This is a genomic window from Acinetobacter bereziniae (genome assembly GCF_016576965.1).
In the GTDB taxonomy this organism is placed as follows: Bacteria; Pseudomonadota; Gammaproteobacteria; order Pseudomonadales; family Moraxellaceae; genus Acinetobacter; species Acinetobacter bereziniae.
Genome location: NZ_CP066119.1, coordinates 1 through 25,582, shown reverse-complemented (window position 1 = coordinate 25,582; position 25,582 = coordinate 1). Strand labels below are relative to the sequence as shown.

15 protein-coding genes, 2 tRNA genes and 3 rRNA genes are annotated in these 25,582 nt (G+C 40.4%); 6 read left to right on the top strand and 14 right to left on the bottom strand.

What is annotated here, in order from left to right; translation table 11 throughout:
• Window positions 1-20: 20 nt before the first annotated feature.
• The 7 genes from rrf to I9192_RS00070 all read right to left on the bottom strand — a co-directional run bounded on the left by rrf (window position 21) and on the right by I9192_RS00070 (window position 7,698).
• Window positions 21-135, bottom strand: a 5S ribosomal RNA gene (gene rrf / locus I9192_RS00100).
• 170 nt (window positions 136-305) lie between these two features.
• A 23S ribosomal RNA gene (locus tag I9192_RS00095) occupies window positions 306-3,196 on the bottom strand.
• A 357-nt stretch (window positions 3,197-3,553) separates the two neighbouring features.
• Window positions 3,554-3,629 (bottom strand) — tRNA-Ala (locus I9192_RS00090).
• Between the two features lie 44 nt (window positions 3,630-3,673).
• A tRNA-Ile gene (locus I9192_RS00085) sits at window positions 3,674-3,750 on the bottom strand.
• Between the two features lie 59 nt (window positions 3,751-3,809).
• Window positions 3,810-5,348 (bottom strand): 16S ribosomal RNA (locus I9192_RS00080).
• Together the 16S, 23S and 5S rRNA genes with 2 tRNA genes alongside form the textbook arrangement of a ribosomal RNA operon.
• A 423-nt stretch (window positions 5,349-5,771) precedes the next feature.
• Window positions 5,772-6,338 (bottom strand): peptidylprolyl isomerase, encoded by a 567-nt coding sequence (locus tag I9192_RS00075; RefSeq protein ID WP_058971402.1) that lies wholly within the window; start codon window positions 6,336-6,338, stop codon window positions 5,772-5,774.
• A 292-nt stretch (window positions 6,339-6,630) separates the two neighbouring features.
• On the bottom strand, window positions 6,631-7,698 hold the full coding sequence (locus I9192_RS00070; protein ID WP_139420896.1) for an alpha/beta hydrolase: 1,068 nt from the start codon (window positions 7,696-7,698) through the stop codon (window positions 6,631-6,633).
• Window positions 7,699-7,900: 202 nt separating this feature from the next.
• Here I9192_RS00070 and I9192_RS00065 point away from each other — a divergent pair, with 202 nt between their 5' ends.
• The 3 genes from I9192_RS00065 (at window position 7,901) to erpA (ending at window position 10,159) form a co-directional block, all read left to right on the top strand.
• Window positions 7,901-8,356: a hypothetical protein gene (locus tag I9192_RS00065; protein ID WP_009584738.1), complete on the top strand. Its 456-nt coding sequence runs from the start codon at window positions 7,901-7,903 to the stop codon at window positions 8,354-8,356.
• Between the two features lie 333 nt (window positions 8,357-8,689).
• Entirely contained in the window at window positions 8,690-9,694 is a 1,005-nt protein-coding gene (locus I9192_RS00060) for a putative solute-binding protein (RefSeq protein ID WP_004823961.1), read from the top strand.
• A gap of 129 nt (window positions 9,695-9,823) precedes the next feature.
• Window positions 9,824-10,159, top strand: a complete 336-nt coding sequence (gene erpA, locus I9192_RS00055) for an iron-sulfur cluster insertion protein ErpA (protein WP_004823963.1) — start codon at window positions 9,824-9,826, stop codon at window positions 10,157-10,159.
• A 70-nt stretch (window positions 10,160-10,229) separates the two neighbouring features.
• On the opposite strand, the gene I9192_RS00050 is transcribed toward erpA, so the two are convergent.
• Window positions 10,230-11,072 carry an alpha/beta fold hydrolase gene (locus I9192_RS00050; protein WP_200026450.1) on the bottom strand — a complete coding sequence of 281 codons (843 nt, stop codon included), beginning with the start codon at window positions 11,070-11,072 and terminating at the stop codon, window positions 10,230-10,232.
• Between the two features lie 249 nt (window positions 11,073-11,321).
• Window positions 11,322-12,449 carry an anhydro-N-acetylmuramic acid kinase gene (locus tag I9192_RS00045; protein ID WP_010591402.1) on the bottom strand — a complete coding sequence of 376 codons (1,128 nt, stop codon included), beginning with the start codon at window positions 12,447-12,449 and terminating at the stop codon, window positions 11,322-11,324.
• An 82-nt stretch (window positions 12,450-12,531) separates the two neighbouring features.
• On the opposite strand from I9192_RS00045, the gene tyrS reads away from it, so the two are divergent.
• Window positions 12,532-13,746, top strand: a complete 1,215-nt coding sequence (gene tyrS, locus I9192_RS00040) for a tyrosine--tRNA ligase (RefSeq protein WP_151714494.1) — start codon at window positions 12,532-12,534, stop codon at window positions 13,744-13,746.
• Between the two features lie 62 nt (window positions 13,747-13,808).
• On the opposite strand, the gene I9192_RS00035 is transcribed toward tyrS, so the two are convergent.
• A complete protein-coding gene (locus I9192_RS00035; RefSeq protein ID WP_370469253.1) occupies window positions 13,809-14,813 on the bottom strand; it encodes a putative solute-binding protein in 1,005 nt (334 codons plus the stop codon).
• A gap of 423 nt (window positions 14,814-15,236) precedes the next feature.
• Between I9192_RS00035 and I9192_RS00030 the strand changes: the two genes are divergently transcribed.
• Window positions 15,237-17,171, top strand: a complete 1,935-nt coding sequence (locus tag I9192_RS00030) for an ATP-binding cassette domain-containing protein (RefSeq protein ID WP_100884260.1) — start codon at window positions 15,237-15,239, stop codon at window positions 17,169-17,171.
• Between the two features lie 957 nt (window positions 17,172-18,128).
• Window positions 18,129-19,136 carry a putative solute-binding protein gene (locus I9192_RS00025; RefSeq protein WP_004823975.1) on the top strand — a complete coding sequence of 336 codons (1,008 nt, stop codon included), beginning with the start codon at window positions 18,129-18,131 and terminating at the stop codon, window positions 19,134-19,136.
• A gap of 162 nt (window positions 19,137-19,298) precedes the next feature.
• Here I9192_RS00025 and gyrB read toward each other — a convergent pair whose 3' ends face one another.
• The 4 genes from gyrB to dnaA form a co-directional block, all read right to left on the bottom strand.
• Window positions 19,299-21,767, bottom strand: a complete 2,469-nt coding sequence (gene gyrB / locus I9192_RS00020; protein WP_004823977.1) for a DNA topoisomerase (ATP-hydrolyzing) subunit B — start codon at window positions 21,765-21,767, stop codon at window positions 19,299-19,301.
• Window positions 21,768-21,819: 52 nt separating this feature from the next.
• A complete protein-coding gene (gene recF, locus I9192_RS00015) occupies window positions 21,820-22,902 on the bottom strand; it encodes a DNA replication/repair protein RecF (protein WP_200150042.1) in 1,083 nt (360 codons plus the stop codon).
• A gap of 26 nt (window positions 22,903-22,928) precedes the next feature.
• Window positions 22,929-24,077, bottom strand: a complete 1,149-nt coding sequence (gene dnaN / locus I9192_RS00010; RefSeq protein WP_004823980.1) for a DNA polymerase III subunit beta — start codon at window positions 24,075-24,077, stop codon at window positions 22,929-22,931.
• A gap of 110 nt (window positions 24,078-24,187) precedes the next feature.
• On the bottom strand, window positions 24,188-25,582 hold the full coding sequence (gene dnaA / locus I9192_RS00005) for a chromosomal replication initiator protein DnaA (protein WP_004823982.1): 1,395 nt from the start codon (window positions 25,580-25,582) through the stop codon (window positions 24,188-24,190).

Genomic DNA, 25,582 nt, shown 5'->3' with positions numbered 1-25,582 from the left:
AGGGTGTTTTAAGAATTAAAAGCTGGCGATGACTTACTCTCACATGGGTAACCCCACACTACCATCAGCGCTAAGAGGTTTCACTTCTGAGTTCGGGAAGGGATCAGGTGGTTCACTCTTGCTATTGTCGCCAGCAAACTGTTATGGACTTTTTCGGGTCTTATGGGTATGCCTTACTTTGTTCCAAATGAGTTTAACAGAAGAACATTTGAGTTGGTTATTGTAACTAGCTTTACAACTAAATCAAGTTTCTTTGATCTTTTATGAATCAAATGATGCTTCACATACAACTGCTTGGGTGTTGTATAGTCAAGCCTCACGAGCAATTAGTATTGGTCAGCTTCATGCGTCACCGCACTTCCACATCCAACCTATCAACGTCGTAGTCTTCAACGGCTCTTTAGAGGACATAAAGTCCTAGGGAAATCTTATCTTGAGGTAGGCTTCCCGCTTAGATGCTTTCAGCGGTTATCCCTTCCGAACATAGCTACCCGGCGATGCGACTGGCGTCACAACCGGTACACCAGAGGTTCGTCCACTCTGGTCCTCTCGTACTAGGAGCAGATCCTCTCAAATTTCCAACGCCCACGGTAGATAGGGACCGAACTGTCTCACGACGTTCTAAACCCAGCTCGCGTACCTCTTTAAATGGCGAACAGCCATACCCTTGGGACCTGCTTCAGCCCCAGGATGAGATGAGCCGACATCGAGGTGCCAAACACCGCCGTCGATATGAACTCTTGGGCGGTATCAGCCTGTTATCCCCAGAGTACCTTTTATCCGTTGAGCGATGGCCCTTCCATACAGAACCACCGGATCACTAAGACCTACTTTCGTACCTGCTCGACTTGTGGGTCTCGCAGTTAAGCGCGCTTTTGCCTTTATACTCTACGCGTGATTTCCGACCACGCTGAGCGCACCTTCGTACTCCTCCGTTACTCTTTAGGAGGAGACCGCCCCAGTCAAACTACCCACCAGACATGGTCCTCGTCCCGGATAACGGGACAGAGTTAGAACCTCAATATTACCAGGGTGGTATTTCAAGGATGGCTCCATAGCAACTGGCGTCGCTACTTCTAAGCCTCCCACCTATCCTACACAAGTAAGATCAAAGTTCAATGTCAAGCTGCAGTAAAGGTTCACGGGGTCTTTCCGTCTAGCCGCGGGTACACCGCATCTTCACGGCGATTTCGATTTCACTGAGCCTCTGCTGGAGACAGCGCCCCCATCATTATGCCATTCGTGCAGGTCGGAACTTACCCGACAAGGAATTTCGCTACCTTAGGACCGTTATAGTTACGGCCGCCGTTTACTGGGGCTTCGATCAAGAGCTTCGCTTACGCTAACCCCATCAATTAACCTTCCAGCACCGGGCAGGCATCACACCCTATACGTCCACTTTCGTGTTTGCAGAGTGCTATGTTTTTAATAAACAGTTGCAGGGGCCTGGTTTCTGTGGCTGCCAATAGCTCAAGGAGCAAGTCCTATCACCGTCAGCAGCGTACCTTCTCCCGAAGTTACGGTACCATTTTGCCTAGTTCCTTCAGCAGAGTTCTCTCAAGCGCTTTGGTCTACTCGACCTGACCACCTGTGTCGGTTTCGGGTACGATTCCTGTGTAACTGAAGCTTAGAGACTTTTCCTGGAAGCATAGTATCAGCCACTTCACGAGTAAACTCGCTTGCTATCAGTTCTCAGCATAGAGCACCCCGGATTTGCCTAAGATGCATGCCTACAACCTTCCACCTGGACAACCAACGCCAGGCTGACTTAACTTTCTCCGTCCTCTCATCGCATTACACAGAAGTATTGGAATATTAACCAATTTCCCATCGACTACGCCTCTCGGCCTCGCCTTAGGGGTCGACTCACCCAGCCCCGATTAACGTTGGACTGGAACCCTTGGTCTTTCAGCGAACGGGTTTTTCACCCGTTTTGTCGTTACTCACGTCAGCATTCGCACTTCTGATACCTCCAGCATGCTTCTCAACACACCTTCATCGGCTTACAGAACGCTCCCCTACCACGTATACAATGTATACATCCGCAGCTTCGGCATATAGTTTTAGCCCCGTTACATCTTCCGCGCAGGCCGACTCGACTAGTGAGCTATTACGCTTTCTTTAAAGGGTGGCTGCTTCTAAGCCAACCTCCTAGCTGTCTATGCCTTCCCACATCGTTTCCCACTTAACTATAATTTTGGGGCCTTAGCTGGCGGTCTGGATTGTTTTCCTCTTGACTACGGACGTTAGCACCCGCAGTCTGTCTCCCGGATAGTACTCATAGGTATTCGGAGTTTGCATCGGTTTGGTAAGTCGGGATGACCCCCTAGCCGAAACAGTGCTCTACCCCCTATGGTATTCGTCCGAGGCGCTACCTAAATAGCTTTCGGGGAGAACCAGCTATCACCGAGTTTGATTAGCCTTTCACCCCTATCCACAAGTCATCCCCTGGCTTTTCAACGACAGTGGGTTCGGTCCTCCAGTTAGTGTTACCCAACCTTCAACCTGCTCATGGATAGATCACCCGGTTTCGGGTCTATACCCAGCAACTAAACGCCCTATTAAGACTCGATTTCTCTACGGCTCCCCTATACGGTTAACCTTGCTACTGAATATAAGTCGCTGACCCATTATACAAAAGGTACGCAGTCACCGAACAAGTCGGCTCCCACTGCTTGTATGCATGCGGTTTCAGGATCTATTTCACTCCCCTCACAGGGGTTCTTTTCGCCTTTCCCTCACGGTACTGGTTCACTATCGGTCAGTCAGGAGTATTTAGCCTTGGAGGATGGTCCCCCCATATTCAGACAAGGTTTCACGTGCCTCGCCCTACTCGTCATCATTATATGTGCACTTTCGTGTACGGGACTATCACCCTCTACGGTAGCACTTCCCAGAGCTTTCCGCTAATACACATATAACTTAATGGGCTGATCCCCGTTCGCTCGCCGCTACTGAGGGAATCTCAATTGATTTCTTTTCCTAAGGGTACTGAGATGTTTCACTTCCCCTCGTTCGCCTCGCATGACTATGTATTCATCATGCGATACCTACCTTATGGTAAGTGGGTTTCCCCATTCAGAAATCTCCGGATCACAGGATATTTGCCGCCTCCCCGAAGCTTATCGCAGGCTATTACGTCTTTCATCGCCTCTGACTGCCAAGGCATCCACCACATGCACTTAATTACTTGACTATACAACCCCAAACAGTCGTTAATCCCTACAAGGAGGATCAACAATGTGGATTTAACCACTTCTATTTGTTGCTTGTGAACTTAATCACTGTACAGCTTCAATTTAATTCATATACCAAAACGCTTGATTCAGTTTTATCGCTAGTTCTCATTTCATTCCGCTTTAACAATTGCTTGTTAAGCTTCATAAAACGAGTTAAACAATTATTTCAACTCAAATATATTCTGTTAATGATTCACTACCGCCTCGTCAGCAAGTAGTTCACTGTGATAAATCACAGAAGTTAATAAACTCTATAAACTTCAGTTCATTAATTTCTATAATCAATCTTTTTTAATCAGGTAACTGCGTAGTAGTGGTGGAGACTAGGAGAGTCGAACTCCTGACCTCCTGCGTGCAAAGCAGGCGCTCTACCAACTAAGCTAAGTCCCCAGCTTAAGATCTTAATATATCTGCTCTTCTGTGTTCAGTAGACTTGGTGGGTCTGACAAGACTTGAACTTGTGACCCCACGCTTATCAAGCGTGTGCTCTAACCAACTGAGCTACAGACCCTCAGATACATCAATGAAGAACAACTTGTTGTGGATTCTTACCAATCGTCAATCTTTCGTTAAGGAGGTGATCCAGCCGCAGGTTCCCCTACGGCTACCTTGTTACGACTTCACCCCAGTCATCGGCCACACCGTGGTAAGCGTCCTCCTTACGGTTAGACTACCTACTTCTGGTGCAACAAACTCCCATGGTGTGACGGGCGGTGTGTACAAGGCCCGGGAACGTATTCACCGCGGCATTCTGATCCGCGATTACTAGCGATTCCGACTTCATGGAGTCGAGTTGCAGACTCCAATCCGGACTACGATCGGCTTTTTGAGATTAGCATCCTATCGCTAGGTAGCAACCCTTTGTACCGACCATTGTAGCACGTGTGTAGCCCTGGTCGTAAGGGCCATGATGACTTGACGTCGTCCCCGCCTTCCTCCAGTTTGTCACTGGCAGTATCCTTAAAGTTCCCATCCGAAATGCTGGCAAGTAAGGAAAAGGGTTGCGCTCGTTGCGGGACTTAACCCAACATCTCACGACACGAGCTGACGACAGCCATGCAGCACCTGTATGTAAGTTCCCGAAGGCACCAATCCATCTCTGGAAAGTTCTTACTATGTCAAGACCAGGTAAGGTTCTTCGCGTTGCATCGAATTAAACCACATGCTCCACCGCTTGTGCGGGCCCCCGTCAATTCATTTGAGTTTTAGTCTTGCGACCGTACTCCCCAGGCGGTCTACTTATCGCGTTAGCTGCGCCACTAAAGTCTCAAAGACCCCAACGGCTAGTAGACATCGTTTACGGCATGGACTACCAGGGTATCTAATCCTGTTTGCTCCCCATGCTTTCGTACCTCAGCGTCAGTATTAGGCCAGATGGCTGCCTTCGCCATCGGTATTCCTCCAGATCTCTACGCATTTCACCGCTACACCTGGAATTCTACCATCCTCTCCCATACTCTAGCTTCCCAGTATCGAATGCAATTCCCAAGTTAAGCTCGGGGATTTCACATCCGACTTAAAAAGCCGCCTACGCACGCTTTACGCCCAGTAAATCCGATTAACGCTCGCACCCTCTGTATTACCGCGGCTGCTGGCACAGAGTTAGCCGGTGCTTATTCTGCGAGTAACGTCCACTCATCTTGGGTATTAACCAAAAGAGCCTCCTCCTCGCTTAAAGTGCTTTACAACCATAAGGCCTTCTTCACACACGCGGCATGGCTGGATCAGGGTTCCCCCCATTGTCCAATATTCCCCACTGCTGCCTCCCGTAGGAGTCTGGGCCGTGTCTCAGTCCCAGTGTGGCGGATCATCCTCTCAGACCCGCTACAGATCGTCGCCTTGGTAGGCCTTTACCCCACCAACTAGCTAATCCGACTTAGGCTCATCTATTAACGCAAGGTCACAAGTGATCCCCTGCTTTCCCCCGTAGGGCGTATGCGGTATTAGCATCCCTTTCGAGATGTTGTCCCCCATTAATAGGCAGATTCCTAAGTATTACTCACCCGTCCGCCGCTAGGTCAATTACCGAAGCAATCTCCCCCGCTCGACTTGCATGTGTTAAGCCTGCCGCCAGCGTTCAATCTGAGCCATGATCAAACTCTTCAGTTAAAATCATTAGTGACTTAAGGTCACAATTCTGGCTCATCAATGTACTGACAAATTCTCTCAAATAAACTTCGAGTAATTTAAACCAATCAATCAATGATAATATTTCGATTAATCAATCAGTAAAAATCCACACAAGTTGTTCTTCATATTCTCTTAATGATCAATTTACCACTTCGTCAGTGACAAATAAGACGCAATAAACATTCAACAACTTAACCCTCTAAGCTAAGTTTGTTTGCTGTATCGCGTCGGGATGAGCTCATTATAGGGCAATTTCTTACACAAGCAAGTGCTTTTAACTGATTGTTTTATTGAGTGTTGTATTTTTATGCACTATTTTGGTTCATTTTTAGACTTATTGTGGCGTAAGCTTTTAATAATAAAGCAGAAATATGACCAAAATATTTCTGCTTTATTTTTTAATTATTTTTTGACATTGCTCTTTATGGTTTGAATACTGATGATTTTTACAGCTTGTTTAGGTACATCTTGATACATCCCGACTGTTGCTGTAGGGGTTTGCACTATTTTATCTACGATATCGAGTCCTTGAGTAACTTTACCAAACACGGCGTAACCTAGGTTACCCGCAGATTTATTTAAAAAGTCGTTATTTGCAACGTTAATAAAGAATTGACTGGTTGCTGAATTTGGTGCATTGGTTCTCGCCATTGCTAAAGTGCCACGAAGGTTCTTTAAACCATTACTCGATTCGTTTTGAATCGGCGCCTGTGTTACTTTCTCTTTCATATTACTATCGAAGCCACCGCCTTGGATCATAAAGCCAGGAATAACGCGATGGAAAATGGTGCCATTATAGAATTGACTATTTACATAGCTCTTAAAATTCTTAACGGAAATTGGAGCTTGATCATCATATAGTTCAATATTGATGTTGCCCAAGTTGGTTTTGATTTGCATATCTGTATTGGCAAATACGGGTTGCATAAGAATGCCCAAAGCAACACCCATACCGATTTTCTTAATCATTGTCTTTTTTCCTTAAATTGATTTGATAAGTTTGCGCTTATATTAGTGTGCTTTTATATGATTGAAAAATGACATTTCACCACCTTTACCAATACTCTACATTAATCTGTAGAGATAAAGTTGAAGTTCGAATTGTTTAAATGGTCTCAGCATCTTTATATTCAGTATCTTTATATATGGTCAGCTTAGCTATCTTATGTATTTTGCTTTCTACTTAGCTTGATTGTTTTTTGATCAACAACTATTGTTTCACGTGAAACAATAGTTGTTGATACTCAATATGCGATCGGCTTTATTGTTTATCCCAAAATTTACGAAACTCTTTACTCATTTCAATGACGTATTTTTTTGCTTTTCGTGATACTGGTGTTAGGTTGATAAAACCGTGAGTTTGATCTTCATAATCATGGTAATGAACTTTGACACCATTTTGTCTGAGTTTGTAGGCGTAAATTTTACCTTCATCATGCAATACATCATGCCCTGCTGTGATCACAAAGGCTGGTGCAAGTTTCTTGAGAGGACCATTGGTTGGTGAAATGATTGGATCATCCAAGGCAACATTAAAACGTGTGACGTAATAGTCTGTCACATAATCAATATCAGAACCTGTTAAAACCAAACCATCTTTATAAGCAAAGAAGGACGGATGTCGACTCTTAAAATCAACTGCAGGATAAATTAAAAATTGAGCTTGTGGTGCATATACTGAGTTTACTGTTCGTTGTGCCACGACTGCACTAATATTGCCACCTGCACTATCTCCACCAACCGCAATTCGACTTTTTAGGATTTTAAATTGACGGCGATTTTGATATACCCAAGCCAGAGCATCTTCACATGACTGGATCAATTCGCGAGGTCCAACTTCTGGAGCGAGTGGATATTCAATACTTAAAACTTGAACTTTTGCATGTGCTGCAATTAATCGACACACTTCATCATGGGTATCAACACTCCCCACGACAAAACCACCGCCATGGTAAAAAACAAGCATTGGTAATTTTTTATTTGGTGCGGGATGATAATGGCGCGCATAAACACTACCACTTTGTAATGGTAAACGAATATCTTCTACAAACTGAACATGGGTAGGTTTATTGGTAATAGATTGCATTTGTGATTCAAACTGCTTTCTAGAGCGTTCTACATTTGCACCAATAAAGCCTACTTTACCTTGCTTGAGTTGAGCAGCCATTAAACATTTGGTAAAGCTGTCCAATTGAGGGAATTGGTAAGGATATCCCAATAACTTGCTTAAAGACTCTTGTGCAAATGTCGGTAAACGATCTACAGCACGCCCCGCTGAACCTTGCCCCTTTTCGACTAACTCATGAATATTACGTTGAAAAGCAACCATTATGTTTCTTCCTTAAATGTCCAAATTCTTCATATTTTCTACATGATCAGGAATTGACTGACTATAATCTTATACAAGTCTCGTCATCGATATACAAATATAAATTTTAAATACGCTAATCTGACTAAAATGACTTGTCATTGACTATTTTGCTATATCTCAGTTTTTTTTTGCTATTTTGATTGTTACACGGAGACAACTTATGGCTATCAAAGCATTATTTGTTTCGCTCATAACATCTATTATTGCTGTGGGTTGTGTTGCATTTCCCGATGAGGGTTATGACACACGCGGTTATGGACAACCGATTTATCGTGATTATGGCTATACTCCACGCTATGATTCAAGATATGACCGCAACAATGACCGTCAGCGTTGGGAACGTGAGCGTGCCTATCGTATACAACAAATGCGGATTGAACAAGAACGGCGCCAAGCTCAGCATGATCGACAACGTTGGCAATATGAACAAGCAAAACGTGATCAAATGAGAAAACAGCATTGGGAACAACGTCGACAAGAGTGGAATAACAAATCTAATCATGATCGTCGCTGGGACAATAGAGCTGACCCAAAACAATGGCAACAGCACGACCGACAAAATCAACGTGATAAAAAACGTGATGATCGTCGAGGGCGTGACAACAATAAAGACTAAGGGTTCAAACTACACCTCAATGCTATTGTCAATTTAGCAAATGCAATGAAGCTTTGAAAAACAAAAATCAAGGTTTTACAAGACCATTTGCCAAATGATCAGGTTTATATTCTGATTTGAAATTTTGTCATTTAAGTCATTGTGATTTCATTCATTTCAGGCAATGATTTGGCTAATGTCAAATGATACTTTCACTCAAATTATGACCATGGAAATGAATGAATTGAGTGGAATATTTGATTGTGTAATAAATCATATCCTGAATTAAATTCTTGATAAAAAGTCCAGTTTGGTTGGACATGAATAATATTGATCATGGAAAGGAAAAAAATAATGAAATGGTCTCATGCCCTCATTGTTGCTACAGGTCTTTTGGCTGCTGTCTCTACTACTCAAGCAAAACAAGTCATGTGTGTGTTTGATTTGGTTGGTAAAAATGGCGACGTTTTTACATTAATGAAAGATTATCAACTTGCAGCGAAAAACTGGGGTGCAGATCTTGAATTAAAAGTAAATTCTAATGAAGCCGTCATTGCTGAAGATTTTAAAGCTGGTAAATGTGATGCTGTCAGTATTACGGGAATGCGTGGTCGTCAATTTAATAGCTTTACAGGCTCTTTAGATGCCATAGGTGCGATTCCTGACCTTAATCTTGCGGTAAAAATCATGCAAGGACTTGCTAGTCCAAATTTTGCCAAATACATGACCAATGGAAAGTATGAAGTGGTCGGGGTAATTCCTGTTGGTGATGCTTTCCTCATGGTCAATGACCGTAACATCAATACTGTTGCCAAAGCAGCAGGGAAAAAAATTGCAGTTCTTGACTATGACCAAGCCCAAAAGATTATGGTTCAACAAATTGGTGCTCAAGCTGTAAGCGCCGATGTAACCAATTTTGGGAGTAAGTTTAACAATGGGCAGGTTGATATTATTGGTGCACCTGCCGCTGTATTTAAACCACTAGAGTTACATAAAGGTCTAGGCAGTAAAGGTGCGATTGTTAATTATCCACTTTTACAAGTGACTGGAAATATTATTATTCGCCCTGATAAATTCCCAGCTGGTTATGGTCAAAAGTCTCGTGATTGGATTAAAACTCAGCTTCCTCGTGCCAACAGTATTATTGGTAAGATGAAGGCAGATATTCCTGCTAAATACTGGATGCAGGTGCCTGAAGGCGATAAACCAGGGTATCAAAAGTTAATGCGTGAGTCGCGTATCAGCTTAACCAAGCAAGGTGTTTACAATAAGCAAATGATGAAAATTCTTTGGCAATTCCGTTGTAAAAATGACCCTAAAAACTTTGAGTGTGCCCTACAAGATGAGAACTATAAATAAATCTAGATTAAATCCGATAAATTTAGTCTGAATTTACTTTAAAGTTCACTCACTGACCATATATTGAGTATGTTATACTGAATATATGGTCTTTTTGTTTAAGCCATTCGAAATATGAGGAACAATATCATGACCGCCCAAGCACTTGAGCTGACCGACAATGCTGCAAATAAAGTTCGCCAACTTCGTGATAGCGAAGGTAATCAAGATTTGATGTTACGTGTCTATGTAACGGGTGGCGGCTGTTCTGGTTTTTCTTATGGATTTAATTTTGCTGAAAGCATGAACGAAGATGATGCAGAATTTATCAACGGCGATGTAAAAATGTTAGTTGACTCGTTGAGTTACCAATATCTTGTTGGCTCAAAAGTAGATTATGTTGAAGGTCTAGAAGGCTCTCGCTTTATTGTTGAAAATCCAAATGCAACAACCACATGTGGCTGTGGTTCATCATTCTCCATTTAATTCAAAGCATATTTTGAATCAAATCATGCCCTCTTCTTGTGAGGGCATTTTTATGGTTAGAACATCAATATTAAATCGTTTCTAAAATATACTGACTCAATGCTTTGGCATTTTGAACAGGAATCCAATGTGTTGCATCCATAATAATTTCTCTATAAGGTGCAGCAATATAACGATGATTCAATTCGACACTTTTTGCACTTACTGCTGAATCATGTTTGCCCCAAATAAACAAAGTTGGAACGCGAATCGGTTGAGTAAGATGGCGGTTTGAACTAAATGGAAGTCCTCGATACCAATTTAATGCATAGCTTAAACGTTGTTCAGCCACCATGTCCTGTTGAAAATCTTCAAGTTGTTTCGTAGTCATTCCTGAATCTTTTAATAGACCTAAGCCTAATTTTGGGACTTTTTCAAACAACAGCTCGGGAATCTTCGGCAGTTGAAATAATCCAATATAATATGATTTTAATAGTTGATTACTGCTCAGCATTGCTCGCATAAATGCGGCTTTATGTGGAACTGAAACCGTAATGAGATGTTTAATTTTTTCAGGATAATGCTGGGCAACCTCCCAAGCTACGACAGCACCCCAGTCATGTCCGACCAAATATACAGGTTGCTGGATCATTTCTAATAAAGCATTTACATCTTCCACCAACTCTGCACTTCGATAGTCCCGACGATTTTCTGGTTGCGCCCCAAGACTATATCCACGCTGATTAATAGCAAAAGTTCGATAGCCTTGTTCATTTAAGATCTCAGCGGTTTCAGTCCAACTTTTATTGGTTTCAGGAAAACCATGTAATAACACAAAAATCTGTCCATCTAAAGGACCTGAATCAATCACATCAAAGGTTAAACCTTCTCTTTGAAAAGACTCAATACGTTGTTTTTCTATTGCTAAGCTCATGCGCATCTCAAATTTTATTTTTACTGATCTTGAAAGTTTACTCACGATTTTTTAACAGCAGTACAGGACATTCTTGACGCTAAACAGGTCGATGATTGTTCGACAAAAATTCTGTTCTTAGGGTTTTACTACAGATAAATGATGCTTAAATTTATCGGCAAGTTTTTGAAAACATTGTCATAGACCTATATTTTTTCATCTAAATCTCATATCAGTAAGGTGAAACGCGCACCTTACTGATGATAAACCTTAAACAGCAGTAATCGTTCCCAAAACACGATAACCTTTTGCACCCGTCACTGCAGGTAAATTTCCACTCAACTGCTGATCAAAACGCATTGCTAACCACGCAAAAGCCGTTGCTTCGACCCATGTTGGTGCTAAGCCCAAGGCAGAAGTCGATTGCACAGACCAATTATGTTTACGCAGACGCCAACGAAGTTGTTCTAACAAATGGGAGTTATATGCACCACCACCACAAACATAGACTTCACCAGTATCTAAAGGTGAACGATAGATGGCTTTTTTGATTGCACGCGTGGTCAGTTTCATTAATGTCGCTTGGACATTTTCAGGCGTATCTTCTAATTCATCATATTCTAAATCATTACGCCAATCGGAAATTTGCTCATCCAACCACTCTAAATTGAAGTCTTCACGACCTGTACTTTTAGGGGGTTCTTTGGAAAAATATTCATGTGACTGCAAACGATCCAACAAGGAACGAATCGGTTGACCATAAGCTGCCCAATTGCCATTTTCATCATAAGGTTGCCCAGTATAACGATGACACCATGCATCCATGAGAATATTGGCAGGTCCTGTATCGAACCCATAAACACCTTGTTCATTCCCCGCAGGCAACATACTGACATTGGCGATTCCACCTAGGTTGAGAATCACACGATGAATCGTTGCATGTTGGAACAATGCCTGATGAAATGCAGGAACCAATGGTGCACCTTGCCCACCTGCTGCCATATCTCGACGTCTAAAATCTGAAATTACAGGAATCTGGGTAATCTCAGTGATGATATTCGGATCGCCAATTTGTAAGGTAAAGCCATGTTCTGGACGATGTCGAATTGTCTGCCCATGTGAGCCAATAGCTTTGATCTGGCTTCTATCTAAGTTATTTTCTTGTATTAGTTGATTAATACCATTTCCAATCATGGTTGCAAGCGCCACATCGGCCTTACCCATTCGATCAATTTCATTATCATCGGGTAAAGTCAAAGCCATCAATTCATCCCTTAAATCAGGATCAAAAGCGACGGTAAGTGTGGCATGAACATGTAAAGGATCAAATGAAGCTGCAACAAAATCGACGCCGTCCATGCTGGTTCCAGTCATTACGCCAATATAGATTGTTGTCATGAGATATTCTTCGCCTGCATTATGCTGAAAAAATGTTAGTATATCGCACAAATAGTCTAACTGAAGTATTTGGGTTTTTGTAATGTCAAATTTCCTGCCGGCTGAAGAACAACTTGCCCTCATTCGCCGAGGCACTCATGAAATTATTTCTGAAGAAGATCTTCTGAAGAAACTGAAAGAAAATCGTCCTTTAAAAATTAAAGCAGGCTTTGATCCAACTGCACCAGATTTACATTTGGGTCATACAGTTTTAATTAATAAGTTAAAAGCTTTTCAAGATCTTGGACATGATGTCACGTTCTTGATTGGTGACTATACTGCGATGATTGGTGATCCAACAGGTAAAAGTGCAACTCGCCCACCACTTTCACGTGAGCAAGTTTTAGAGAATGCAAAAACTTACCAAGAACAAGTATTTAAAATTCTTGATCCAAATAAAACCAAAGTTCGTTTTAACTCTGAATGGTTTGCAACAAAAACTGCTGCTGATTTGATTCAATTGGCTTCACAGCAGACCGTTGCACGTATGTTAGAGCGTGATGACTTTACAAAACGCTATAACAGTCACCAACCGATCGCCATTCATGAATTCTTGTACCCATTGGTACAAGGGTATGATTCGATCGCACTTGAAGCTGATGTAGAGCTGGGTGGAACAGACCAAACATTTAACCTCCTTATGGGTCGTACCTTACAAGGGCGTTATGATCAAGAGGCTCAAGTGTGTATCACTGTGCCTATTCTTGAAGGTTTAGATGGCGTCAACAAGATGTCTAAATCCTTGGGCAACTATATTGGTGTCTTTGATGCGCCGGGTGCAATGTACCAAAAAGTGCTGTCTATGCCTGATAGCTTGATTGAACGCTATTTTGAGTTACTTAGCTTTAAGTCTATGGATGAGATTGAAGTTCTTCTCAAAGAAATGGCAGATGGGCGCAATCCTCAAGAAATCAAGAAAATTCTTGCACTTGAATTGGTTGAGCGATTCCATGGTGCAGAAGCTGCTGAACATGCCCACAAAGGTGCAGGTAACTTAATTACTGAAGGTGAATTACCTGAAGGTACACCAGAGGTAACCATTTCACGTGGCGAGTACAATGGAGAAATTTCGATTGTTTCCATTTTACGCGCGGCGGGTTTAACTAAAAATTCAGCTCAATCTAAAGATGCTGTTTCACGTGGAGCAGTTAAAGTAGATTGGCAAGTTGTCGATGCTAGTTTTACAGTGAAAGAAAATGTGACTCTAGTGATTCAAGCCAGTAAGAAAGCCATTGCCAAAGTGACTTTCATTGACTAATTACAGTTAAAATTGCTTTGAAAAGCCATCAATATTGATGGCTTTTTTGTCTCCAGCAACTTTTATTCTCCTGCTAGCGAACACTCAAAATTGGTACGATCCACAGTACAACGTGCCCTTTTTAATACAGACATCATTACAGGATCGTAAATCCCTCTTTTGGTCAGTTCTATGCGTCCATCACGTAACAATTTCTGATAACGAAGTGCATCGTCTTTGCTCACATTTAATTTATATTTTGCAGGAATTTCAGCTTCCATTTTTTCTATTTTTTTAAAAGAACTGTTCAATTGTTTAACTGACCATTCTCGAGACTTCATACCGAAACCATCAGGAAATTGATCGGACTTAATAATTAAGTCAGCCGTCACATTGACTACGGGATAAGTAAACATTGCCCCATTCGCCCCTATACCCTTATAAATTTCTAACGGCTTGAAAGCATAAGCTGGTGAAGCAATGGCATCTACTTCACCATCATTAAATCTTTTAACAAAATTAAAAATATCAGAAGGCACACCAATCGCCCCAACCCGTTCAACAGCAATCTTTTGTGCAATATCGTAATGCAGATAAGCAAATTTTTTCCCTTTACCCTTTTCTAGGGTATTGATTGAACGATCACGAACAAAAATATAGGCGATCCCAATAGGTGTGATCGCGACCAATTCATATTTAATGCCATTTTTTTCAGATACCAATCGCTTGGCATTGCGTTTATCCAAAGCATAATTAATCGCTTTTTTGGCAATTTCATTGTTGGGAATTCCACCTAAAGCATCAATTGAACCCCCAAATTTATTGTACTCACGTGAGCGCATAGTGGTCATGGCAGCAGCATCACACTTATTGGTCTTAAAGTTTTTATCCACCATTTCTTCTGACTGATATACCGTTAAATTGACGTCTGCACCCCATGCTTTTGCTGCCAAAGCCCATTCTTCCATCAATTTATAAGACTCACCTGCCTTTCCCAACAAATCGAAGACACAAACATTTTGCTTGGCTTGTGCCCAAGGTGACAGAAAAATAGAAACAATAAGAAGTAAATATCTAGCCTTATTCATCATCTAAACTTCCATATTTATTTACAGATAAATTGCAATTTATGTAAACAATTCTGTCCACAATAAATTGCTTTAATACACATTTAATAAATAATAATGTGATACATACTACACAAAATTTAAGCATTTTTATCATTTTTTGATCGGAAAGTTAGCACTAGCATTAGCTTCAAAATAAAACGAATTAAAATTCAATTATTAATATCAAATATATAAAATTTTAATATTGTTAAAATATACTAAAAATTAACATTCCGCTGTTGTAATCCAAGCAACATGAAGAAGTATGCTGTCAGATTCACTTCTCTTTTTGTGATTTGTCACCCTAAAACCAATTTGTTTTCGGTTTTATTCAATACATTTTTTGAACTCTGGGATTTATCCTTTAATATATCGCATCCAATAGGCAACAGTCAGCTTCTTATGATTCAGTTAGATCAACTTTCAATTCGTCGCGGTGGACGCATTTTATTTCAAAAAGCGTCAATGCAACTTCATCCTGGTTGGAAAATTGGTTTAACGGGTGTCAATGGTGCAGGTAAATCCACCCTTTTCTCAGCATTACTCGGTGGTATTGAATCTGATAGTGGCAGTCTGACTCGCCCAAATATTTGGACTGTTGCCCATATGGCTCAAGAGATCAAAGCGCTCGATATGAAAGCCATCGATTTTGTGTTGTCTGGCGATGAAGAATATTGGCAAATTCAAGATCAATTAAATCATCCAGAAAACCTAAGTAATGATGAGCTCGCACACCTATATAGCCGTTTTGAAGAAATTCACGGTTATACAGCATCTTCTAAAGCATCACAATTGATGGCTGGACTAGGTTTTTTTGAGCATCAATCTGAACTTTTAGTGTCGAGCTTTTCAGGTGGATGGCGTATGCGCTTAAATTTAGCGCGTACATTGATGAGTCGTTCAGATTTACTTTTACTCGATGAACCAACCAACCATTTAGATTTAGATGCAATTCTTTGGTTAGAAGATTGGTTAAAAGCATATGAAGGCACACTGATTTTAATTTCACATGACCGAGATTTCTTAGATGCTATTACGGATCATATTTTACATATTGAAAATCAGATCTTGACCTTATATACAGGCAATTACTCTACTTTTGAAACTACGCGCGCGGAACGCTTAGCACAACAGCAGCAAGCTTTCGAAAAGCAACAAGAAGCCAAAGCACATCTACAAAAATTTATTGATCGTTTTAAAGCCAAAGCCACCAAAGCACGACAAGCTCAAAGCCGTATTAAACAACTGGAACGAATGCAGGAACTCGCACCTGCGCATGTCGATAATCCATTTACGTTTAGTTTCCGAGAACCCAGCAAAATGAGTTCTCCGCTACTTACATTGGAACATGCAGATATTGGTTATGGTGATAAACTAATTGTGACCAATGTTAATTTACAGATCACGCCTACCAGCCGTATCGGTTTATTAGGTATGAACGGTGCGGGTAAATCGACGCTAATTAAATCTCTGGTAGGTGATTTAGCGCTTATACAAGGCGTCCGCAAAGATTCTGAATTATTAAATATTGGATATTTTGCACAGCATCAAATGGATGCTTTAGATGGCAATGCAAGTCCAATGCTGCAACTTGCACGAATCGCAGATCCGAAAATTAGTGAAGCCACCTTACGCTCATTTTTAGGCAGCTTTGGATTCAGTGGCGAACGTATGGACACTCCTAGTGAAAGTTTCTCAGGTGGTGAACGTGCCCGTCTGGCGTTAGCACTCATTGTTTGGTTACGTCCCAATGTGCTCATCCTTGATGAACCAACCAACCATTTAGATTTAGATATGCGTCATGCTTTAACTATGGCGCTACAAGATTTTGAAGGTGCTGTGGTTCTGGTTTCACACGAACGTCAATTAATTGCGTCAGTATGTGATGAACTGATCTTGGTTCATGCAGGTGAAAGCAAAGAATTTGACGGTGATTTACAAGATTATGCAGCATGGTTACGCCAAGCACGTATTGATATGATGAAAAATGGTCAAAAACCAAGTGCCCCTATTCAGTCTCAAGTCGTTGAAAAAACCAGCATCTCTAAAGTCGACAAGGAAGCTCAACGGAAAGAAGCCGCACGCCAACGTGAACTGAGCCGCCCGATTCGCAAGAATATAGAGAAAATTGAAAGCCAAATTGGCAAAATTCAGCCTAGACTTGTTGAAATTGAGGAATCTTTAGCAGATTCAGTACTTTATGAAGCAAATCGTAAAGATGATTTACTCAAATTAATGAATGAACAGACTGAACTCAAAACAAAGCTAGAACAAGCTGAAGAGCAAATGCTAGAGTTAATGATGGAACTTGAAACATTAGAAAGTTCTTTCGAATAATGCTTTTTGAATCAGCTAGAGGTGGAGGCATCCACCTCTAGTTTTATTTACAAAAACACAAATAAATCAATAACTTAAAATAAAATTTTAATCATGCAATAAATCTTTGATGAAATCCTTCATGGTTCACTGCAACATCGCCCAATCTCATTCCTTTTTATTCCCACGACAATTCTTTTTTTGATTTTCAACGATCAAAGCCATTTTTAATGTGTTCTTGATGCACATTTAACATAACTGATGCTTCTGATCAGATCTGATCAATTTTTAATATGCAAAATACCCAGTCCATTTTGGAATAATTTTTTAAGTCAAAGCCTCTAAAATCTCTCAAAAAGATACATAACTTTTATTTATAATTTAAAAAACAAGCGTGGAACATATTAGAATTACTACAAAATTAAGAAATAGAGTGTTTTCCTGATAATCTTGTTCAAATTTAAGCGTTTCTGATTAAACAATTGTGGATAACTAAGATTTAATTACTGTTTGTTGAAAAATTTTCACAGTCCATTTTTTAAGATTTTTATGGTATTTGAGCATTAAAGTTTGTACTTTCTGTAGTCAAAATTCGTTTGAAATCCAAAATTACCCACAGACTTATCAACAATATTTTGATCAAGAATCAGTCACAATTCAAGTATAAAATTTGTCTATTCGTCGCTTTTTTAATGTGTATCTAATCTTTAAAAAAAGTTAAATTGAGTAAAAAATAGTGAAAATTACACAATCTTGTTACATACAAACAATTTGTAATAAAAGCAGTACCACTTACTTAAAAATTTGATTTAATTATGAAAATGAAGGATATGTAATAAAATGAACCAACTAGTTCACAATAATTATCAAAAAAATAAAAATAAATGGAGTAAATACTCTATTTTTTTCAAACAAAGCTGATTAATATTGCGCTTAAGGAAAGTTCCTCAAGATGAACAAATAGATCAGGACGAAAATATGAAAAAAATTGCATTCGCTATTGCCGCTACTTCTTTACTTGGAGTGAGCTCAGCATCTCAAGCTGCTATTGATGTTTGTGTATTCGACTTATTGGGTAAATCTGGTGAATCGTTCCAGATGGCTCAAGAATGGGCATTGACAGCAAAAAGTTGGGGGGCAGATATTAATCTTATCCCTAAACAAGATGAGGCTGTTGCTGATAACGATTTTAAAGCGGGTAAATGTGATGGCGTGTTTATGACCGCAATGCGCGCACGTCAATATAATAAATTTGTAGGTTCAATCGATTCAATTGGTGGTGTACCAAGTAATGCGATTGCACAAAAAGCCATTACTTTTGCTTTAGATGCACGTAATGCAGCAAAAATGACCACAACCCTAGGTGGTAAAAAATACGAAGTTGCAGGGATCGCACCATTAGGTTCAGCATTTATTTTCGTACGTGATAAAAACATCAACTCAATCGAAAAAGCTGCTGGTAAAAAGTTTGCGGTATTGAGCTATGATAATGCACAAAAAATCTTGGTACAGCGCGTAGGTGCACAAGCAGTACCATCAGATATCACTAACTTTGTTGCTAAATTCAACAATGGTCAAGTTGATATGGTTGGTGCGCCTGCATATGCTTATAAACCACTTGAAATTCAAAAAGGTTTAGGTGCAAATGGGGCGATGTTTAACTTCCCAGTTCTACAAGTAACTGCTGACTTTGTTATTCGCCCAGAGAAATTCCCAGCTGGTTTTGGTCAAAAATCTCGCGATTATTTTGTGAAAAACTTGCCAAAAAGCTTCGCAATGATTAACCGTTTAGAAGCAACCATTCCAGCAAAATACAAGATGAATTTAACGGCTGAAGATAAACTTAAATATCAAAAGTTAATGCGTGACGGTCGTTTAGAACTGACTAAACAAGGTATTTATGATGCAGGTATGATGTCAGTACTGAAAAAAGCACGCTGTTCAGTAGATAAAGCCAACTTTGAATGTACCCTTGGCGGTGAATAATACAATTGAGTATTTCAATATTTACAATAAAAAACCAGTTTTCATAAACTGGTTTTTTATTGCTCTCTTTTTAAATTTAGAATCATATATTTAAATTATTAATCACAAAAAAAGGGAACAAACCAAAGTTTATTCCCTTTTTTTTGCACTGCATTTCTTCAATTAAGCATCAATATCAGCATTGAGTGCATTTTCTTCAATGAAAGCACGACGTGGTTCTACGTCATCACCCATCAAACACGCAAACATACGATCTGCTTCAATTGCATCATCAATCGTCACTTGAAGCATATTACGGTTTTCAGGATCCATTGTGGTTTCCCAAAGCTGCTCCGCATTCATTTCACCCAAACCTTTATAGCGTTGGATCATCATGCCGCGACGAGAGTCACTTAAGATGTGTTGCCACACTTGGTGGAAGGTTGAAACGTTGATTTTACGCTCACCTTTTTGCAAATAAGCGCCATCTTCCAACAAACTGAACCAGCTCTTAGAATTTTGCAATAAACGTTTATATTCACTCGATGCCAATAAACCTGCATCTAATAAATAGCTATGCGGTAAGTTATGCACATATACGGTAATACGTGGGAAATAAACTGTCGTTTTAGTTCCGTCAGCATTGTCTTTATCGAATGCCTCTAGACTCAACTCAGGACGAAGGCTTGGTTGAGCTGCACCAATAGCAGATTGAAGCTTTTCCGCCCATTGCTGTACATAATTTTGATCATGATTTTGATCAAGTTTATAAGCATCTAAACTTAACAAACCATCCAGCAAAGTTGCTGGATAACGTAGCGTTAAACGATTCAAGCTTTTTTGTGAAGTTTGATAATCTGAGATCACTTTTTCCAGTGCCACACCACGAATAGCAGGTGCATCTGCACTTACGTGCAACTCTAACTCATCAATTGCATTGGAAATCAGATAAGTTTCAAGCGCTTCATCATCTTTGATGTATTGCTCTTGTTTACCTTTCTTCAACTTATACAATGGAGGCTGCGCAATGTAGATATAACCACGTTCTACAAGCTCAGGCATTTGACGGAAGAAGAAAGTCAGCAGCAAGGTACGAATATGTGAACCATCCACGTCCGCATCGGTCATGATAATGATTTTATGATAGCGTAATTTGTCTGGATTATATTCTTCACGCCCAATACCACATCCTAGTGCAGTAATCAGCGTTCCCACTTCTTGAGATGAAATCATCTTGTCGAATCGAGCACGCTCGACATTGAGAATTTTACCCTTTAATGGAAGAATGGCTTGCATCTTACGATTACGTCCCTGCTTTGCAGAACCGCCCGCAGAGTCACCCTCGACCAAGTATAATTCAGAAAGTGCTGGATCTTTTTCTTGGCAATCTGCCAATTTACCTGGTAAACCAGCAATATCAAGCGCACTTTTACGACGCGTCATTTCACGTGCTTTACGCGCCGCATCACGCGCACGTGCAGCATCAATAATTTTTCCTGCAATCGATTTGGCTGCTTGAGGATTCTCCAACAAGTATTCAGAGAAAGCCTTGTTCATTGCCTGTTCTACCGCAGGTTTTACTTCACTTGATACCAATTTTTCCTTGGTTTGTGATGAAAACTTAGGGTCAGGCACTTTCACTGAAACGATTGCTGTTAAGCCTTCACGAGCATCATCACCAGTTACGGCAACTTTCTCTTTTTTGAGTAAGTTTTCATTTTCCATGTAGCTGTTTAAGCCACGTGTTAATGCTGCACGGAAACCAGCCAAATGCGTTCCACCATCTTTTTGTGGAATGTTATTGGTGAAACAACGCACATTTTCCTGATAAGTATCGTTCCACTGTAATGCGACTTCAACACCAATTCCATTTTCAGCTTGCGTAGTAAAATGGAAGATTTCATTCAGATGCGTTTTACCTTGATTGATGTATTTTACAAATTCAGATAAACCACCTTCAAAATCGAAGATATGCTCTAAAGCGACACGTTCGTCACGAAGAACAATACGTACACCAGCATTTAAGAATGACAGCTCACGTAAACGACGTGCCAAAATATCCACATTAAAAATCGTTTGACTGAAGGTTTCTGCACTTGGCCAGAAACGCACAGTGGTTCCTGTTGTTTCAATATCACCGATCACTTTCAAGGGATATACAGGATCACCATGTTTGTATTCTTGTTGGTGAATATGCCCAGCACGGTGGATCGTTAATTCAAGTTTGCTCGATAGTGCATTTACGACCGAAACACCTACACCATGCAAACCACCTGATACTTTATAGCTGTTATCATCAAACTTACCGCCAGCGTGTAGAATGGTCAGAATTACTTCTGCCGCAGAAACACCTTCCTCTGGATGAATATCAGTAGGAATACCACGCCCATTATCTGCAACACTGACAGATTCATCTTCATGAATCGTCACTAAAATTTCATCACAGTGACCTGCTAAGGCTTCATCAATCGCATTATCGACGACTTCGAAAACCATATGGTGTAAACCTGAACCATCATCAGTATCACCAATATACATACCTGGACGTTTACGAACTGCATCTAGACCACGTAATACTTTGATACTAGAGGAATCATAAGCCTTTTCATTGGTTTGTTCTGTCTGAGAAGCGATTTGATCTTCTGAACTCATGGTTTCTCCCTAGTGAAAAATAGGTCTTTCCAAAATTGGTTAAAATCTAAAATCATGTTGCAACAACACTTACCTGACCTTGATCCACCTGAAATAACTGGTAGGAAATAGACAAATCATGCAAATGTTTTTTTACTGATTCATGGTCTAGTGTGGTAATAAAAACTTGACTACCAAGTTGGCTCAATCGCTCAATTAAACGTTGTTGTGCACTTAAATCTAATTCTGCTGTTACATCATCTAATAATACCACAGTTTCCTTATTACAGGCATGTAACATGGCAATTTGTGAGAGTTTTAACGCCATTATGAGTAACTTTTTTTGCCCTCTGGACAGTACCACATCAGCATCCCCCATTGAGGTTTTTAGTCGGATGTCAGCACGGTGCGGACCGTATTCAGTATAGCGACGATCAACATCTTTTTGATGATATTGAATGAGGTCATTGGCTAAGCCATGTTCCACATGGAACCCTGTGTTATACTCCATATCAATGCTTAAATCTGGAAGTAATTGCGCCAAATCTTCTTGTAAATATTGTTTCCAACGATCAACTATTTCGACGCGCTGAGAATGCAACATTTCACCATAATCACTGAGCATTTTGTTCCACGGTTCCAAATCTTGCAAAGACAGATTGCGTTGCGATTTCAGCAACGTATTGCGTTGTTTCAAAGCTCGCGAATAATATTGCCATGCATGATAAAAATCTGGTTCCACGTGAAACATCAACCAATCAAGCAATTGTCGCCGTGGCTTTGCGCCATGGTCAATGATATCGGTACTTAAAGGATCAATCAGTTGCAAAGGTAGAATTTTGGCAAGTTGCCCTTGTGTTGCCACAGTATCGCCATTGACTTTAATCAGTTGCTCACCACTCTGTAGTTTCTGCATACCGATTTTTTCAGTCATAGATTGCGCAAAGACAATCGCATCAGCTTGATTGTTTTGAATGTAATTTTTAGGAATATGAGTTCGAAAGGAACGTCCAGTTGCCAATAGATGAATGGCTTCTAAAATCGAGGTTTTTCCAGATCCATTTTGTCCATAAAAAACATTAAACGGTTGCAACTCTTGGAGAGCAACCGTCTTAAGATTTCGAACACGTTGTATATTTAAACGCGTAATATGCATAACAAATGATTTAAAAAATAAATCAATTAAACACGCATTGGCATGACAACATAGGTTTGATTGGATTGGGTTGGATCTTGAACCAATACCGACTGATTTGCTTCAGACATGGTCATCGCAACATCATCACCATCTAAAACACTCAATACATCTAAAATATATTGCGCATTAAATGACATTTCCATAGGTGCATTGGCGTATTGAATGGCTAGATCCTCAATCGCCTCATCTTGTTCAGGGTTGTTTGCACGCAATTGCAAAGAATCTGCATTAAAATTCAAAAACACACCACGTAATTTCTCATTACTTAAAATCGCAACACGTTGTAATGATTGCTTGAACACATCATGCGGGATATGAACCACTTTATCGCCACCACGCGGAATCACACGACGATAGTCTGGGAACTTACCATCGATTAATTTTGTCGTGAAACGTACAGTAATGTCACCTTGCTCTTTATCACGGCTTGGTGTTTGAATGGTCACATTCAACAGTTCGCGACCAATCAACAAGGTCAATTGTTCATCTTCGATGCTGAGAAGGCGTTGTAGTTCCCCTACCGCTTTACGTGGAACAATCGCTTGTACCAACTGGGTTGCAGTTGATGATGCTAAGGTTTCGCACAGTGCCAAACGGTGTCCATCAGTCGTCACAGCACGCAATTGATTTTCATCAATTTCCAATAAAGTTCCAGTCAGATAAAAACGCACATCTTGCACAGCCATGGCAAAAGAGGTTTTTTCAAATAAACGCTTTAATTCACGTTCAGTCACTTGAACTTGTGTGCCTTGACTATGCTCATTGGTCAATAATGGATAATCTTCTGCTGGCAAAGTTCCCAAAACAAAGCGGCTATTTCCTGATTTTAAAATACAACGCTGGTCTTCAGTAATCTGTAAATCAATCAATGCAGCCGATGGTAAGGATTTGCAGATATCCACCAATTTACGCGCAGGAACAGTTGTTTCCCCAGCTTGTAAACATGCACCATCCGCTAAGGTTGTGCTGGCAACCAACTCGACTTCCAAGTCTGAACCAGTAATGGTAAGCGCTTGATTTGTAGCTTGAATTTTCACGTTTGAAAGAATATTCAAAGTATGGCGACGTTCAACAGCTCCAACCACATGGGATAAAACATTGAGTAAGCTCTCTTTCGCGATTTTCAAACGCACGGTGGAAATCCTCTAACTAAATTTGACAGAAAAGACAGATAATAAATTTTTTTAATGACGTACTATGCGGCAGTTTATGCCGCATTGCAAGCGTATAATTTGTACAAATTTTAGCTTTGTAACAGACGCATGAGGTTTTTATAATCCTCATTAAAAATTGGGTCTTCATCACGTAAGCTCTGCACTTTTTCACAAGCATGCATGACCGTACTATGATCGCGACCACCAAATGCCATACCAATTTCCGGGAAGCTATCCCCAGTTAATTCACGAGCCAAGCCCATAGCCAATTGGCGCGGTCGAGCATAAATACGGGTTCTTTTCGGACCCACTAATTCTTTCAATGGAATGCGGAAATACTCACTCACCACGCGTTGAATATTTTCTGTACTGATCGTCCGCGCACGAATGGCCAAAACGTCTTTCAGTGATTCACGCACCACTTCCAAATCAATCGCAGCACCTTTAAAACGGGATATTGCGACGACTTTATTCAATGCGCCTTCAAGCTCACGAACATTGGCAACCACTTGTTGAGCAATAAACAATGCGCAATTTCGCGGGAGATCAATCCCACTACTTTCAGCTTTTTTCAGTAAAATTTCGATTCGAGTTTCGATATCAGGCGGTTCTACACCAACAGACAACCCCCAAGAAAAGCGTGAGACTAGACGTGGATCAAGTTCTGTTAACTCTTTTGGATAGCGATCCGAAGTTAAGATAATTTGTTTAGACTCATCTAATAAAGCATTGAATGTATAGAAAAATTCAACCAAACTGGCTTCTTTACCCGCCAATAGATGAATATCATCGACCAATAATAAATCTAAAGAACGACAATTCTTTTTAAATTCCTCAACCTTGCCTTTTTGCAAAGAGCTGACAAAATCTTGGACAAAACTTTCAGCAGTCATATACATCACGCGCGCATTTGGTTTTGCCTGTAATAAAGCATTTCCAACCGCTTGCATTAAATGTGTTTTACCGAGACCTGTTGGACCATAAAGAAACAGCGGATTATGCTGAGATTCACCCAATTGAGTCAAAACTTTACGACAAGTTTCTGCCGCCATTTGGTTGGAACGCCCCTCTACAAATAAAGCAAAATTAAACAATGGGTTAAGTTGTCTCTTTTTCACATTTTTTGCAGAAACAACGTCTTGCTCTTTGTCTTTTTTTACTTTTGGCGATGCTATAGTTGGGCTGGTATGTTGTTCTAAAGCAGCAGTAGTCGTTGCTGGTTGTTCAGCAGCAGAGAGGATTGCACCTGGACGTGAATCAACCAAAATTTCAACTTTACGTATACGACCTTCAGATAATTGCTCTGCCAAGATTGAAATCAATTCTAAATGATGCTCTTGAATGTAGCGTGTCCAATATGGATTAGGTGCATACAGTTTTAAAGTATCTTCGACTTCTTCTGCAACCAACGGACGAATCCACATGGCAAAGACATTATCAGAGAGCTCTTGTCGCAAGCGAGTTAAGCAGTCCGTCCAAAGCAT

Excerpts from the sequence above, each read along its gene's own strand:
- I9192_RS00025 (WP_004823975.1), top strand. The coding sequence starts at position 18,129 with ATGAAAAAAATTGCATTCGCTATTGCCGCTACTTCTTTACTTGGAGTG.
- erpA (WP_004823963.1), top strand. The coding sequence starts at position 9,824 with ATGACCGCCCAAGCACTTGAGCTGACCGACAATGCTGCAAATAAAGTT.
- recF (WP_200150042.1), bottom strand. The coding sequence starts at position 22,902 with ATGCATATTACGCGTTTAAATATACAACGTGTTCGAAATCTTAAGACG.
- I9192_RS00030 (WP_100884260.1), top strand. The coding sequence starts at position 15,237 with ATGATTCAGTTAGATCAACTTTCAATTCGTCGCGGTGGACGCATTTTA.
- I9192_RS00070 (WP_139420896.1), bottom strand. The coding sequence starts at position 7,698 with ATGGTTGCTTTTCAACGTAATATTCATGAGTTAGTCGAAAAGGGGCAA.
- I9192_RS00075 (WP_058971402.1), bottom strand. The coding sequence starts at position 6,338 with ATGATTAAGAAAATCGGTATGGGTGTTGCTTTGGGCATTCTTATGCAA.
- gyrB (WP_004823977.1), bottom strand. The coding sequence starts at position 21,767 with ATGAGTTCAGAAGATCAAATCGCTTCTCAGACAGAACAAACCAATGAA.
- I9192_RS00045 (WP_010591402.1), bottom strand. The coding sequence starts at position 12,449 with ATGACAACAATCTATATTGGCGTAATGACTGGAACCAGCATGGACGGC.
- I9192_RS00065 (WP_009584738.1), top strand. The coding sequence starts at position 7,901 with ATGGCTATCAAAGCATTATTTGTTTCGCTCATAACATCTATTATTGCT.
- I9192_RS00060 (WP_004823961.1), top strand. The coding sequence starts at position 8,690 with ATGAAATGGTCTCATGCCCTCATTGTTGCTACAGGTCTTTTGGCTGCT.
- I9192_RS00050 (WP_200026450.1), bottom strand. The coding sequence starts at position 11,072 with ATGAGCTTAGCAATAGAAAAACAACGTATTGAGTCTTTTCAAAGAGAA.
- dnaA (WP_004823982.1), bottom strand. The coding sequence starts at position 25,582 with ATGCTTTGGACGGACTGCTTAACTCGCTTGCGACAAGAGCTCTCTGAT.
- tyrS (WP_151714494.1), top strand. The coding sequence starts at position 12,532 with ATGTCAAATTTCCTGCCGGCTGAAGAACAACTTGCCCTCATTCGCCGA.
- I9192_RS00035 (WP_370469253.1), bottom strand. The coding sequence starts at position 14,813 with ATGAATAAGGCTAGATATTTACTTCTTATTGTTTCTATTTTTCTGTCA.